The sequence below is a fragment of the Bartonella sp. AR 15-3 genome (genome assembly GCF_002022445.1).
Classification (GTDB): domain Bacteria; phylum Pseudomonadota; class Alphaproteobacteria; order Rhizobiales; family Rhizobiaceae; genus Bartonella.
Genome location: NZ_MUYE01000001.1, coordinates 862,593 through 878,504 on the forward strand (window position 1 = coordinate 862,593; position 15,912 = coordinate 878,504).

Genomic DNA, 15,912 nt, shown 5'->3' on the forward strand with positions numbered 1-15,912 from the left:
TCGACATTTACCTCCTTTTACTTGATTTATAAAAACAATTTTATTTTACTTTTTTCTTGTCTAATTTTGGTTATTTTAACGTATCTACTAATTGGAATATATCATGCGTACACCTGCTTGGCTGGCTACTATTTATTGTTTCATTCTTTTAAGCGGCATTTATGTTGCCTTGCCGAACTTATTTTCGCAAGAGCAAATCAAAAATTCAAAATTCCTGCCTAATACCCATGTAACACTTGGGCTTGACCTTCAGGGAGGCTCTTCCCTTTTACTCGAAGTAGATACCAAAACATTAAAGAGAGATCAGTTACGTACAGTTTTAAGTAATGTACGTACAAAATTGCGTGAAGCAAAAATTCATACATCCAGTATTCGCATCATTGAAGATAGTATTGTTGTTGTTCTTTATGATACCACACAAAATAAAAAAACCGTTACTACTTTAGAAACATTGATCACGCCTATACACAATAGCTTTGGTACGACAACTAGTGACATTGCGATTAATAATCAAAATGAAACTATTCGTGTGACATTAACTGAATCTGGTATAAATGATCGTGTTAGCAAAGCTATCGAGCAAAGCTTGGAAATTATTCGCCGTCGTATTGATCAAGTCGGTGTTACTGAACCTGCTATCCAAAAGGTAGGAACCAATCGTATTATGGTTCAATTGCCTGGCCTACAAGATCCAAAACAATTACGTGATCTTATAGGAACTACTGCTAAAATGACTTTTCATCTTGTAGCTTCTAATGTCGATATCAATAATCCACCTATAGGTGTTTCAATTCTTTCTGGTTATACTGATGCAAATCAAAAATATGCAATTTATGACCAAATTGCTTTAGATGGAAATGTTCTTAAAGATGCACGGGCAGGATTTGATCCGCAAATACCAGGGCGCTCTATCATCTCATTCACTATGAATTCTATCGGTTCAAAGATATTTGCAGAAATAACACGCCAACATATTAATCGTCCTTTTGCAATTGTTCTTGATAATAAAGTCTTAACTGCTCCCGTCATTAATAGTGTCATCCCTAATGGACAAGGACAAATTACAGGCAATTTTGATTCTAAAGAAGCATCAACTCTTGCTGCTCTACTAAGAGCTGGTGCTTTACCGGCACCATTAACTGTTATTGAAGAAAGAACTGTAGGTCCAAATCTTGGTGCTGATTCTATCAAAATGGGCTTATATACAGGCATTATAGGCTTTATTCTCGTTACAGTCTTTATTTTTCTTTTATACGGCATCTGGGGTATTATTGCTGATATAGCAATAGCATTGCATGCTATTTTGATATTCTCTGCTCTAAGTCTTCTTGGTGCAACACTTACCTTACCTGGCATTGCTGGTATTATTTTAGGTATTGGTATCGCTGTTGATGCCAATATTTTAATTAATGAACGTATTCGCGAAGAAAGCCAAAAAGATATAAGTGCCTTCGCTGCTTTAGATCGTGGATTTAAACAAGCTTTTGCAACTATTCTTGATGCCAATGTGACAGCTGTTATTGCAACTGTTTTACTATTTTGGTTTGGTACCGGCCCAGTTCGCGGTTTTGCTGTAACAATGTTGCTTGGCATTATTATATCGATGTTTACTGAAATCACCATAGTACGAATTATGATGATTTGGGTAGTGAATAAATGGAAAATAAAAAAACTGAAACTTCAGTCTTTTTTCAATTTTATCCCTAAAAATACCACTTTTCGTTTCATGAATGCTCGTTTCATTGGTATTGCTATTTCAATTGTTTTATCTCTGTTTTCAATTTTTTTGTTTTTTAAACCTGGTTTAAACTTTGGAATTGATTTCGTTGGTGGCAGCCAAATGACCATTACGACAAAAACACCTGCAAATTTGGCAACTTTGCGTTCACATCTTTCTGCTCTTAATATTGGTGAAGTTACACTACAGAATATTGATAATGAAAATACGATACTGATTCGCATACAGCAACAAAGTGGTGGAGAAATTCAACACACTATTGCTATTGATAAAGTCAAAAAAACTTTGCAAAGCATTTACCCAGATACAATATTTGATCAAACAGAAATTGTTGGTCCTAAAATTTCAGGTGAGCTTGCTACAGCTGGTGTTACTGCTGTCATTCTAGCAATAGCCGCTATGTCTCTCTATATCTGGTGGCGCTTTGAATGGTTTTTTGCGATCGGAGCAATAGTTACACTTATCCTTGATATTACAAAAATGATTGGTTTTTTTGTTTTATTTCAATTTGATTTCAATTTAACAGCCATTGCTGCTCTTTTGACAATTGTTGGTTATTCAATTAACGATAAAGTCGTTGTGTATGATCGAATGCGTGAAAATATGCGTCTTTATAAACAAACACCACTGCGTGAAATAATTGATCTTTCAATTAATCAGGTTTTTATACGCTGTATTTTTACATCAGCCACTACGGTATTAGCTATGTTACCTATGGCTCTATGGGGAGGAAGTGCTGTTAATAATTTTGCGTGGCCGATAGTCTTTGGGATTATTATTGCAACATCCTCTTCTATTTTTATTGCAGCTCCCATTTTATTATTATTAAATAATTGGTGCTATAGGAAAAATAAAAGAAACAACAATTCAAATTATATAACTACTAATTAAAATAGCGCGTTAATTTATATAATATGTTATTCTTTTTTCTTTTTAAAAATTATAATCATTGTGACAACTATTTCTAAAGAAAGCACTATACTATAATTATGCCTCACGATACGCCATTAATTACAACTATTGTTGCAGGTTTATGTTTAGCATTTATTTTCGGAATGATTGCTAACCGTTTGCGTGTCTCTCCATTAGTAGGATATCTATTAGCTGGTGTCATTGTAGGACCTAATGTTGGGAGTTTTAAAGTAGACTCTGTTTTGATCAACCAACTTGCTGAAATCGGCGTTATTTTGCTGATGTTTGGTGTTGGATTGCATTTTTCATTAAAAGATCTTTTATCTGTTAAAGCCATAGCTATTCCTGCAGCTATTATACAAATGGTATTTGCTACTTTTCTTGGCTTATGCCTCGGTTGGATTATGGGATGGGGATTTAGTGATGGTTTAGTATTTGGTTTAGCATTATCGACAGCAAGTACTGTAATCTTGCTGCGTGCTCTGCAAGAACGATACTTGATTGAAACAGAAAAAGGACGTATTGCCATTGGTTGGTTAATTATTGAAGATTTAGCTATGGTTCTAATCCTAGTTCTTATGCCTGCACTAGCAAACATCCTTGGTAATACAAAAAAGGAACCAATCGATCCTCTTATTCAATGGCTCAATTTAAACACCTGGGGAATTGTTGGCCTAACAATTTTAAAAATCATTATATTTTTTGCTCTAATGTTCGTTATTGGCAAGCGTTTTATACCATGGTTACTAAAAGTGAGCGCACAATCTGGATCGCGTGAATTGTTTCGCCTTAGTGTTTTTGCTATTGCATTAGGAGTAGCTTTTGGAGCTGCTCATTTATTTGGTGTTTCACTGTCTCTTGGTGCTTTTTTTGCAGGTATGATGATGAGCGAGTCAGAATTAAGTCATCGTGCAGCAGAAGAATCTTTACCACTGCGAGATGCATTCTCAGTTCTTTTTTTTGTTTCTGTGGGCATGTTATTCGATCCTACGAAAATTCTGACCAACTTTTTTTCTCTTCTCGCAACCTTATCGATTATCATCGTAGGAAAATCTGCTGTTGCTTTTTTTATTGTTAAAGCTTTCCGCTATTCCAATGGAATAGCTTTGACTATTTCGGCCAGCCTGGCACAAATTGGAGAATTTTCTTTTATCCTTACAGGACTGGGTTCAAGCCTTGGACTTTTAAATAACAACGCTCGCGATTTAATTCTTGGAGGTGCAATTCTTTCTATCTTGCTCAATCCTCTTGTTTTTATTGCTGTTGATAAAATTAAAAAATATCTAGAAAATTCTTCTGCTAACTCGCAAGATAAACAAACAATTATTAATATCAATCCTGAAGATTTCGATGAAGAAGCTCTATCAATTACTTCAAAAACTAACCATATTGTGATTATTGGTTATAGCTGTATTGGAAAATACATAACACTGCCTTTAATAGAAAGAGGTCAGCCTATTATAGTAGTTGAAGAATCAAAGCGTCTTGCTGATAAAGCAATAGCAAATGGAATAGAAACCATTTGTGGTAATATCATTAAAAAGGAAATTATTAATGCAGCCAATATTAAAAGCGCATGTAAAGTCGTTATTACAATGCGAAGTACCATTGAAGCGGGACAATGTATAGTAAATATACGCCATCTGAACAAAAACCTTCAAATAATCGCTCATGCACTATCTGAATCAGAAACATCTTATTTAATGGATTTAGGAGCAGATATTGTAGTAACGAATGACAAAGAAATCGCTAATGGTTTTATTGAGTATATAATTGGACAGCGATCTGTAACAAATACGCTTAATAACGAATTAACTTTACAAAAAATGTAAACAAAAACCAAAACGGGTAAATGAAGTGTGAAACTACAGAAATTTATATGGCCATTTATTGGCATTTTAGCAATGTTGATATCGATTCGCATTCTTTATATAAAGTTATCTGCTATTTCGTTTAGTGCTGTATTAGAACGTCTTTCTAATTTAAGCACGCATCATTGGCTTTTAGCCTGTCTTTGTTCATTCATTGCTTATACAGCTCTTGCTGGTTATGATCGAATTGCCTTGCAACATCTTGGTCGTAAAATTTCTTGGATATTTATAGCTATATGTTCATTCACTACTTATGCGCTCTCACATAATATCGGTGCATCAGTTTTTTCTGGTGCTATCGTACGTTATCGCGCTTATACAATAAAAGGGCTAAGTGGAACAGAAATTGCTATATTAGTGGCCTTTTGTTCATTCACTTTTGTAATTGGTACAATCTTACTTTCTGGTATTGTCTTAATTTTACAACCAGAAATTATTACCCTCATTCACAATGATCTTCCCAAGTGGCTAGGAAAGATAATTGGTGTAATTTTACTGACCTGTATAGCTCTTTATATTTTCGGCAGTTGGTTGCAGTTAAAACCCTTACGTATAAGCAAAAAAATTCAGCTTTTTTATCCACGGCTTAAAATTGTTATTCGACAACTTATTATTAGCCCATTAGAGATTTTAGGAGCAGCAGGAATTATATATGCTGTACTACCACATGATGCTGATATTAATTTTATCTCTGTACTTGGCGTATTCCTTGCCTCTTTCTCCATAACTCTTCTCTCTAACGCCCCCGCAGGAGGTATAGGAGTACTTGAGGCTTTATTTATAACAGGTATGCCTAATATAGACCCCACCGATGTTATTGCAGCAATTATCGTATTTAGAATGCTTTATTTGATCATACCATTTATCATTTCACTATTCTTTATAGCAATTTTTGAAACCAACCAATATTTTAAACGCATACAAAAAAAACCGCCTGAATAAAAAAGAATTATATTATGTTGATACAAACTAATATCTAACTTAACTAATAAGATTTCCACAGGAGAACTCGTTTAAAGCTTAATTCCTTCACATATGATTAGCAATCTACTACTGTGATAATACTTGAGTAATCGATACAAATAATTTTTTCATTATTTCAGTTATTGATTATAATTAAGTTTTCTTCTCCATTTATTTTATTACCACAACAATTAGTATTTCTACTACACAACAATTGGAGAAATAAGAACTTTAGAGATATTCCGGCGATCCATTTCAACGACTTTAAAACATAAACCTTCAGCTTCAAAACTTTCACCTTCATTTGGTAAATACCCCAAACGCCAAAGCATAAACCCTGCAAGCGTAGTATAACGGTCTGCGTCATCAACAAGATTACGTTCAAGATAACCGCTTAAACGACGGATATCAGCATATCCCTCAACAAGTAGCTTTCCGTCTTCGAGTTTTTCTGCCACAACAGATTCATCATCATCAGGAAAATCACCTGCAATCGCTTCAAAAATATCTGTTGGTGTTGCAATACCTTTCAAAGATCCATGCTCATCAACAATAATCGCAAGTTGAATTGGAGAATGACGTAATTTCTCCATTAATCTTAAAACACCTGTATTTTCATGAACAACAAGTGGCTCACGCATAGCTTTTTGCCAATTAATTTTTTTACCCTCAGCTAAATTTAAAAGAAGGTCTTTCGTCAAAGCGACACCGACAAATTCATCTACTTTTTCACGCGCAAGAATTAAGCGACTATGCTTAACTCGTTGCAATTCTTCACGCATTGCATTTTCGTCACCATTTAAATCTAACCATTCAACTTCATTACGTGGTGACATAATAGAACGCACAGGGCGATCTGCTAAATCAAGAACACCACGAATCATTTCTTTTTCTTCTGGCCGAAAAATTTCTGAAGTAGTAGCTTGTTCAACAATGACATCTACAGTTTCGCTAAGATTTCCAGCTTTTTTTCCACCTCCTAAGAGCCTCAAGACAGCATCAGCCGTCCGTTCACGTAGATCATTTGTCGTAATCATCTTTTCACGATTACGACGTCCAATTTGATTAAAAACTTCAATGACAACTGAAAAACCAATTGCAGCATACAAATAACCCTTTGGAATATGAAAGCCAAAGCCCTCAACAATGAGAGCAAAACCAATCATCATCAAGAAGCCAAGACACAAAATCACAATAGTAGGATGACGATTAACAAAATTCATAAGGATTCCTGATCCCCACATCATCACACCCATAGCGATAATAACCGCTATATACATAACCATTGTTTGGTCTTTAGCAATCATACCCGTTGCGGTGATAATACTATCAAGAGAAAACACTGCATCAAGCACAACAATTTGAATAATCACTTGCCAAAAAACAGCATAAATAACTCCTTTTTTTTGTGTATGCATTGTACCTTCTAATCTTTCGTGTAATTCCAATGTTCCTTTCGCTAATAAAAAAGCTCCACCACCAATCAAGATTAGGTTATGCCAACTAAATACAAAGGATGAGATGGAAAGAATTACCCTATCAAAACTCATTACCCAACCAATAACCGTGAGAAGACAAAGTCGCATCAATAACGCTAAAGTTAGCCCTATAAAACATGCACGATCACGTAAATGTAACGGTAATTTTTCTGCTAAGATCGCAATAAAAACAAGATTATCTATGCCTAAAACAATTTCGAGAAAAATTAATGTAACCAAGCCAAACCACGCATGGGGATCAGTGATCCATTCCATTATAGCTCACCCTTTAAAAATATCTTTAAAATTAAAAAGCTTAAGTACATGTTGCTGATGAAAAAGATCATAAACTTTCATCCGCATAAGTAATCAATAATATTGAGTACAAATAAATTACATGCAAAAGTAAGTATCTTCAAAGCAGCGTTTGAACCCATATGGTTATTGATGGAATATATAAAAAACAATAATAACCTACACCGCTTGACACTACAAGAAGGCTCTCCTGAATCTTGCCCGGGCATTACGCTCGACGACCCTCCAATTATGGCTCTACATTAAGTAGAACATCTATTTACAGAATATCTTAACTAATAGGTTTATTTTTATATAATATCAAGAGGAGAAGAATATTTTTTAACCTATAACATAACTATAAGCTCTCTTTATTCCCTATAAATAGATTAAAAACAACAAGCCTATCTAGACATCTTCTTTTTGAGACGTTATAGGAGAGTGCTCATTTTTACCTCTTGAAAAATGTGGGTGATTAGCTCAGTTGGTAGAGCAGCTGACTCTTAATCAGCGGGTCGTGGGTTCAATTCCCTCATCACCCACCAATAAAGTTCATTTGTTAATAAAGAAACATAAATAAAATTATAAAAAACTGTTATTAGCTTCAAATATCTTTTCTATCTACAATTGATTTACTTTAAATTCAGCGTGCTCTTAAATCTAAAGAATATTTTTAAAGTTTATCTCTGCAAAATATCTTGATATCAGAAACATAATAGAATGCGTTTAAGCTACTCGAAAATATCAATGGTCTTTAAAATTTTTATTATTCTAAAAATTTTACTTTTACATTAAAGATCATAAAAATTTGACAATAAAATCCTCAACGCTATTAAAACTCTAATAATCTCCATAGATTTTAAAGATTTAAATTTTTCTAGGTTTAGATCTTTTACTACTACAAAAGCTATTATTTACTTAAAAAGAAATTTGGGAAACAATTATATATATGATAAATTTTACTCATGAATTATCGGCATATTTATCATGCTGGCAATTTTGCTGATGTCTTTAAACACATTATTGTCACACGCATCATAGAATATCTTAAGCGCAAAGAAAAAGCCTTTCGCGTTATAGATACGCATGCGGGCATTGGACTCTATGATCTTTCTTCTGTAGAAGCACATAAAACAGAAGAATGGTGTGAAGGCGTCAAGCGACTTCTTTCAATTCCTATCCCCCAAGACTTAAAAGAACTTCTTGCTCCATGGTATAGTGTTATTTTTGCCTTCAATAAAGGAGCTAAAGAGATTGTATTCTATCCTGGATCACCTATTCTCATTCGCCAACTACTGCGTAAAAAAGATCGTCTAACCGCAATTGAATTGCACCGTGAAGATTACCAAATTCTAGCCCGTCACTTTTCTGGTGATTACCAAACAAAAATTCTGCATCTAAATGGTTGGCTTTCTTTAAATTCTCACCTACCACCAAAAGAAAGGCGTGGACTCATTTTCATTGATCCTTCTTTTGAACAACCAGGGGAATTTTCCCGTTTTATTGAAGGAATAGTGAAAGCATATAGACGTTTTTCTGGAGGAGTATATGCTTTATGGTATCCTGTTAAATATGATAAAGAGATTGAGGTTTTTCTTCATGCACTGCAAAAAACAGAAATTCCCAAAATTTTACAACTCGAGATGCGTATTCGGAAAAGCGCATCCCCACCTAAAATGGATGGTAGTGGCATGATTCTTATTAATCCTCCTTATCTTCTTGAAGACGAAATAAAAAAAATTGGTCCTTTCCTTATCAATCATCTTGGACAAGATAAGTATGCACATATTATACAAAAATGGCTTTCATAGAACTAACCTACGATATTGATTATTTTGTATTTTAAATAAAAATTCATGCTAAAAATTATCAATTTTGATGCCATAAATAAAAAAAATAGCAATTCATAAACAAAGCGCTTGACTAAAAACAAACATTTCATATTTCAAATATAAAATAGTTTCAGGTAAATTAATGAGCTTAGACAATCATATACTCCCCTGTACAAAAAACAAAGAAAAATTGCCTTCTTTATCTGACATTACATGGCACAATGCTCATCAAAAAAACAAGAATAACCAATCTAAAGGTGTTGCACTCATCCAAGAGTTTGTCAAAAATCTCCCTCATAAACCAGGAGTTTATCGGATGCTCAATGAAAATGGCGATATTCTCTATGTTGGCAAAGCGCGAAATCTCAAAAAACGTGTTTCACATTATAGCCATGAACATGGCCACAATAACCGTATCATACGCATGATTCGTGAAACGAATCATATGGAATTTGTTGTTACGCATACAGAAACAGAAGCCCTCCTTTTAGAGGCCAATTTAATTAAAAGATTACATCCACGTTTTAATGTTTTATTGCGTGATGATAAGACTTTACCTTATATCATTATCACAGATGATCATCGAGCACCTGCACTCTACAAACATCGTGGTGCCCGAACACGAAAAGCCCATTATTTTGGTCCTTTTGCTTCTTCGGAAGCGGTTACACAAACAATCAATGTTTTACAACGCGCCTTTTTATTACGAACTTGCACTGATTCAGTTCTTGAAAACTGTACACGGCCTTGCTTGCTTTATCAAATTAAACGCTGTTCAGCTCCTTGTACATATGAAATTAGCAATAGTGATTATTTACAACTTGTTAAAAAAGCAAAAGCTTTTCTTTCAGGAAAAAGTCAATCAATTAAAAATGATATGGTTCAAGCTATGCATAAAGCTGCAGAAAACCTTGATTTTGAACGCGCTATAACCTATCGCAACCGCTTATCAGCTCTTTCTTACATACAAAGCCGTCAGAGTATTAATCCTCAAACTGTGAAAGAAGCAGATGTTTTCGCAATTGCACAACAAGAAGGAATGACTTGTATTCAAGTATTTTTTTTCCGTATGGGCCAAAATTGGGGAAATCGATCCTATTTTCCAAAAGCAGATCCGTCTTTTTCCAGCTCTGAAATTCTAGCAAGTTTTCTTATACAATTTTATGATAATAAGCCAATTCCAAAGCTTATCCTTTTGTCTAATACAATTGAAGAAGAAATACTTATCACTCAAGCATTAAGCCTGAAAGCAAACCACAAAATAGTTTTATCTTTACCAAAACAAGGAGAACGCAAAGCTCTTGTGAATCATGCTTACACTAATGCCCATGAAGCACTCCAACGCAAGCTTTCTGAAACATCAGCACACAAAAAACTCCTTCATAGTATTGTTAAAACATTTCAACTGTCCCATACCCCACGCCGTATAGAAGTATACGACAACTCACATATTATGGGAACTAATGCAGTGGGTGTAATGATTGTTGTTGACCAAACAGGTTTTGTAAAAAATCAATACCGTAAATTTAATATTTGCTCGACCAATATCAAACCTGGTGATGATCTCGGTATGATGAAAGAAGTAATTGAACGAAGATTTTTACGCCTTCTCAAAACGTATGGTTTACCTAACAAAAATAAAAATATTGGCTATGAAGATTCTTGTCCCCCATGGCCTGATCTTATATTAATTGATGGAGGACAAGGACAAATAAATATTACCAACGCAGTGTTATCTGAATTAGATTTAGGTGATTTTATCACTGTAATCGGCATAGCTAAAGGCGTTGATCGGAAAGCCGGTCTAGAACGGTTTTTTGTAAAAGGAAAACAACCTTTTACACTCCCCCCAGACAATCCTATTCTTTATTTTCTACAACGTTTACGCGATGAAGCACATCGTTTTGCAGTTGAAACTCATAAAGCAAAACGAAAAAAAGAAGCATTCAAGAATCCACTTGATGAAATTGAAAAAATAGGTCCTACGAGAAAGCGTGCTTTGCTTAACTATTTCGGAAGCTCTAAAGCAGTTTCCAGAGCATCTGTTGAAGACTTAACAAAAGTTGTAGGTATTTCTAAAGCAATTGCGTACAAAATTCATAACTATTTTAATAAAAAATAAGGCTTGTTTCATAAGCTTTGCCTTGTTACGTTCATACAATAAATTATACTCTAAAAACTGAAAATTGCTCTATGAAAAATCATACTTTTTCTTTTCCTAATATTCTGACTTATGCACGAATCATTGCTGTTCCATTGGTTGTAGCATGTTTTTTCTTAGAAGGGCGACTACAATCAAGTGATATTGCTCGTTGGACTGCTGTATCTATTTTTATTATTGCATCTATTACTGACTTTTTGGATGGCTATCTTGCCCGTATTTGGCAACAAACTTCTAATATTGGTCGCATGTTAGATCCAATTGCAGATAAACTTCTCGTCTCTGCCTGCCTGCTCTTACTTGCTGCAGAAAGCACTATCGCCGGGTGGACACTTTGGGCAGCGATTATTATTCTTTGCCGAGAAATTCTTGTCTCTGGATTACGTGAATATTTAGCTGAGTTAAAAGTAAGTGTTCCTGTCTCTCGTTTTGCAAAATGGAAAACTTTTGTACAAATGATAGCTATTATATTACTCTTAGCAGGGCCTGCCGCTAATAAAATAATTCCTTACACAACAGAATTCGGCATTGCTATGCTATGGATTGCTGCTTTGCTTACATTATGGACAGGATGGGATTATTTCCGCGCCGGCTTGAAGCATGTTATCACATAAAAAAATAAACCACAAAACTACAACATGAATAAAGGCTCATTACACTAAATAATAAGGCATTTACCATTACTTCAACTGACACATAGAACATTTGGAAAATAAGGCATATATATAATTAAAATCTAAGAAGGTAGAAAAATACTTTTTAGACATAATCATATCAACATGCTCTTTTTAAAGCGAATAATTTTGCTAAAAAAGTCCCGCAATATATTTCAGAACTTTTCATTTTCTAAATGTCCTTTTATTAACCAACAATTTCAATGTCGGAAAACCAATAAGCTATCTCCGTTTTTGCAGATTCAGCACTATCTGAACCATGGACAGAGTTTTCACTAATCGATAAAGCATGTACTTTGCGAATCGTTCCTTCCTGTGCATCTATAGGATTTGTGGCTCCCATAATTTCACGATTGTTAACGATTGCATTTTTCCCCTCTAAAACCTGCACAACAGTTGGGCCAGAAGACATAAATGTTACCAACTCTTCAAAAAATGGACGCCCTTTATGGATTACATAAAATCTCTCTGCTTGCTGTCGACTCATCCACACGCGCTTAGATGCGATAACACGCAATCCAGCATCTTCAAGCATTTTTGTAATTGCCCCTGTCAAATTACGGCGTGTTGCATCCGGTTTAATCATCGATAAAGTCCGCTCTACAGCCATTTGATTATCTACCTTTCTTTCATTTAAAAACTGTCTTCACTTCTCTATAACAAGTAAAGAACCTTCTACCAAGTAACGGTAAGAAAATTTGTATTAATTTTCAATTGTATAATTCTTTTAAAGATCGTAATCTTCATATAATAAAAATGTTAGTAGTCATTTATCTTAATAATCATATCATCATTTTTCCTTCAAAAATTGAATAAACTTGTGCTTATTTAAAAATCATGAAAAGAAACTTTTCATTATATTGGTATTGAATGATATTACAATACGGATAACTGGATGTCTTTTGATCAATCGCACTAATGTTGCACTTCCCGCTAGTTCAAAAACTGGATTTGTTGGGAATAGTGGGGCTGGCAAATCAACTCTTTTTCGCGTTATTACAGGTGTAATTTCGCCTGAAAATAGTGAGGTTCTTATACCACAAAAGCAGGAATTAGTTTAGTCTTCCAGGAAGCATCAGCAACCGAACAGTCCTTACTCGAAATTGTTTTACGCAGACAAAGAACTTATTAATCTTCTCCGTGGATCAGAAACAACTACTAACCCGATGCATATTGCGAATATTCATCTACATTTAAATGATATTAATACTCATTCCGCAAAAGCACGCGCTAGTAAAATTCTTTCCGATCCAGGGTTTGATCATCATACACACCAACAACCTTATCCTCTTTTTCTGGTGGATGGCGCATGCGTATTGCATTGGCAGCTGTGCTTTTTACTGAACCTGATCTTTTATTGCTCGATGAATCAACAAATTATCTTGATATTGATAGTCGTAAAGAACTAATCCATGCACTTAATAATTTTAACGGAGCTATTATACTCATTTCTCATGATCGTCACCTTATTGAAGTATCAATGGAACAGTTTTAGCTTGTAAAAATAGAACCATTCTACCTTATGATGGTGATATCAACACTTGCCGTACAGAAATTCTTGGCCTTTCCTCTAAAAAAAAACAAATACCTCTCTTAAAAAAGAACTTTTTCATTTCTAAAAATGAGCGAAGAAAGATCAACACACAAAATCGCTCTCTTCTTACACCATTACGCAAACAAACCGCTGAGACTGAAGCACTAATCAATTTCTCTTCAAAAACATTAAATAATTTGACTAAGAATTAATTCCTGCTTTTTCCATAATCAGTCTTCTGAAAAAGAAAAAGAACGCGCTAAAACAATGAAAAAACTAAAAGAAGCGGAAACACTTTGGTTTGATTTATCTAATCAATACGAAACAAAAGATCACGCAAAAACATCGCCACCATACCATTAGCTATCTCGCTTAGTAGCATAACAGCTCTTCCACAAAAAAGACCTTTAAAAACTTCTCATACAATAGAAATCACAACACAACAAACCGCATCTAGATTCTAGAAACTATAACGTAACCCTACAGCACCTTGAAGGGACTGTTCTACCTTCTCTCCTTTGAGATAATGAGTTTCAGCATAAAATGATAAGTTTTTACCAACAAAACTATTCAAACCAATTCCTAATTTACCTGCATTCCTAGACAAATCAGTGGTAAATTCATGTTGCTGATTAATTATCGTATGATTGCTATCTATATATTCACGCAACCAAGCCGCTGTTATATAAGTCATTAAGTGAGTATCACTATTTAAACTAAACTTATGACCTACAGATACTCCAACTTCACTGCGTAATGAAAGAGAGCTATCCATATCACCGATCATCTGATTAGAAAGTTTTACTTCCTGACCTGAAACACGTATTCCTGTTAATTGAGTATAAGGCTGTATCCAGGTATCTGGCGCTACATCAAAATAATAACCTACCTCAAATGAGCTACCTATAGCCCATTGATTATAATCGCCTTGAACACCCAAACCATTCGTTGAAATAGTCTTCAAATTATTGATATAATAATTATATTTCAAAACGCTATCTAAATACCATCCTTGATTATCAAAATAAGTCGCGTAAGCCCCAACACTGTAAGCATCCATACTACTGACACCGCCTCGCGCATGAGTAATACGCGCTTGATCATAACTTCCAAAACCACCAACATAAAAATCCCCATTCATTAGTTCTTTCAACCAATCAACACCTAATATTATACCCGTCTGATCAAGTCTAAAATGCGTATGATCTGTAGCCAAACGATCTCTACCCTTGATCCCATATGTCCACAACGCTGTATTCTTCTTGTTCCTTCCCAAAATACCTCTTCCAAAACGCAAACTTTGCAACTCATTATTAAAAACTAGTTCAGGAGCTACTGCCAAAGATAACAATGCATCCGTCGATGGTGTTGTAGGCGGTGTCGGTATTGGTTTTGGCACTCGATCTGGATCTGGAGGACTTGGCTTATCAAAATGATCTGCTGCTAAATACCAAATCTTTTCAGAATCATTTTTTCTTTGCTTCAAACTATACATATAAGTGCCACCATCAACAGCATTAATTTTTGCTCCGGAAAAATCTGCTAGAGTAAAATGAGCTCCTGCACTTTTATCGGTAACCAAATCACGTTGTTGTGAAAGAGGATTGGTAATTTCAGCACCTGAATCAACAACGCTTATCATGTGATTACCATCACCCTTGTCAATCAAAAGATAATCACCACGATCCTCTGCAATAGTAGTATTAAATCTAAAATGTAAACTTCCTAATTCACCAGAAAGGTTCTCAATATGAAGACGAGAATAACGTGCTTGAGGCTGATCAAAGACAAAACTAACAATCCCCTCCTTACCACTTAGTTTCTTAATCAAAGCGCTGTCTTTATCACGTGCACTAATAACAAATAATCCTGTATCTTTTCCATTTAAAATAAAGTTTTCTACTGTAGATTGATTTTTTTCATCACCAGCATAAAGAAAAAACTTTCCAGAATTATTAATTGTTGTATCTCCTTCTAATATTGCACCAGCATATGCCCATGAACTTGCATGATCATTAATAGTTAGACCGTATACATAACCGCCCTTATATATTTCTTGGACAGCATTATCATGTAAAGCAACAGTGATAGCTGTACCTTTTGCAAAAACGCGCTGCCTTCCATCTCTAAAAATTTCAGTATTTACTGCACTACCTCCCTCTCCATTATCTTTTGCATAAAGATTTTGTATTCCTCCTTCCATTACTTTTGCATTCCATACCACACCATCTCCATATATATGCTGCTCTTCCCTTATATAACCTTCACCATAAGGGTAAGCTTCTAGATTATTTGAAGATGCAGATAATAATACCTGCTCCTGCCTTTCTACGCCCATATTAGCATTAGATGAAGCAGCTTGTGCAAGAGAAATATTCATGACTAACATTCCAGAAACTAATTTATAGCGCATTGTCCAAACCCTACTATCAAAATTAATGAATTAAGTAGCCTC

Annotated in this window: 11 protein-coding genes and 1 tRNA gene; 9 read left to right on the forward strand and 3 right to left on the reverse strand. The window is 34.7% G+C overall.

Annotated features, from left to right (window positions below):
* Window positions 1-103: 103 nt before the first annotated feature.
* From secD to BAR153v2_RS03875, 3 genes are all read left to right on the forward strand, one after another.
* A complete protein-coding gene (gene secD, locus BAR153v2_RS03865; RefSeq protein ID WP_078680394.1) occupies window positions 104-2,629 on the forward strand; it encodes a protein translocase subunit SecD in 2,526 nt (841 codons plus the stop codon).
* Window positions 2,630-2,727: 98 nt separating this feature from the next.
* Entirely contained in the window at window positions 2,728-4,482 is a 1,755-nt protein-coding gene (gene ybaL, locus BAR153v2_RS03870; protein WP_078680395.1) for a YbaL family putative K(+) efflux transporter, read from the forward strand.
* A 27-nt stretch (window positions 4,483-4,509) separates the two neighbouring features.
* Window positions 4,510-5,463 carry a YbhN family protein gene (locus BAR153v2_RS03875; protein WP_078680396.1) on the forward strand — a complete coding sequence of 318 codons (954 nt, stop codon included), beginning with the start codon at window positions 4,510-4,512 and terminating at the stop codon, window positions 5,461-5,463.
* Window positions 5,464-5,687: 224 nt separating this feature from the next.
* On the opposite strand, the gene BAR153v2_RS03880 is transcribed toward BAR153v2_RS03875, so the two are convergent.
* Window positions 5,688-7,238: a TerC family protein gene (locus BAR153v2_RS03880; protein WP_078680397.1), complete on the reverse strand. Its 1,551-nt coding sequence runs from the start codon at window positions 7,236-7,238 to the stop codon at window positions 5,688-5,690.
* Window positions 7,239-7,725: 487 nt separating this feature from the next.
* On the opposite strand from BAR153v2_RS03880, the gene BAR153v2_RS03885 reads away from it, so the two are divergent.
* The 4 genes from BAR153v2_RS03885 to pgsA all read left to right on the forward strand — a co-directional run bounded on the left by BAR153v2_RS03885 (window position 7,726) and on the right by pgsA (window position 11,863).
* Window positions 7,726-7,801 (forward strand) — tRNA-Lys (locus BAR153v2_RS03885).
* Between the two features lie 420 nt (window positions 7,802-8,221).
* Window positions 8,222-9,067 (forward strand): 23S rRNA (adenine(2030)-N(6))-methyltransferase RlmJ, encoded by an 846-nt coding sequence (locus BAR153v2_RS03890; protein WP_078680398.1) that lies wholly within the window; start codon window positions 8,222-8,224, stop codon window positions 9,065-9,067.
* Window positions 9,068-9,230: 163 nt separating this feature from the next.
* Window positions 9,231-11,210, forward strand: a complete 1,980-nt coding sequence (uvrC, locus tag BAR153v2_RS03895) for an excinuclease ABC subunit UvrC (RefSeq protein ID WP_078680399.1) — start codon at window positions 9,231-9,233, stop codon at window positions 11,208-11,210.
* 71 nt (window positions 11,211-11,281) lie between these two features.
* Window positions 11,282-11,863 carry a CDP-diacylglycerol--glycerol-3-phosphate 3-phosphatidyltransferase gene (pgsA, locus tag BAR153v2_RS03900; RefSeq protein ID WP_078680400.1) on the forward strand — a complete coding sequence of 194 codons (582 nt, stop codon included), beginning with the start codon at window positions 11,282-11,284 and terminating at the stop codon, window positions 11,861-11,863.
* Between the two features lie 247 nt (window positions 11,864-12,110).
* Here the strand turns inward: pgsA and ndk are convergent, their stop codons facing one another.
* A complete protein-coding gene (ndk, locus tag BAR153v2_RS03905) occupies window positions 12,111-12,533 on the reverse strand; it encodes a nucleoside-diphosphate kinase (RefSeq protein ID WP_078680401.1) in 423 nt (140 codons plus the stop codon).
* 250 nt (window positions 12,534-12,783) lie between these two features.
* On the opposite strand from ndk, the gene BAR153v2_RS07530 reads away from it, so the two are divergent.
* Window positions 12,784-12,984 (forward strand): ATP-binding cassette domain-containing protein, encoded by a 201-nt coding sequence (locus BAR153v2_RS07530; RefSeq protein ID WP_244548626.1) that lies wholly within the window; start codon window positions 12,784-12,786, stop codon window positions 12,982-12,984.
* Window positions 12,985-13,232: 248 nt separating this feature from the next.
* A complete protein-coding gene (locus BAR153v2_RS07535; protein WP_244548627.1) occupies window positions 13,233-13,418 on the forward strand; it encodes a hypothetical protein in 186 nt (61 codons plus the stop codon).
* A 499-nt stretch (window positions 13,419-13,917) separates the two neighbouring features.
* Here the strand turns inward: BAR153v2_RS07535 and bafA are convergent, their stop codons facing one another.
* A complete protein-coding gene (bafA, locus tag BAR153v2_RS03915) occupies window positions 13,918-15,870 on the reverse strand; it encodes a BafA family autotransporter (protein ID WP_078680402.1) in 1,953 nt (650 codons plus the stop codon).
* Window positions 15,871-15,912: the final 42 nt, after the last annotated feature.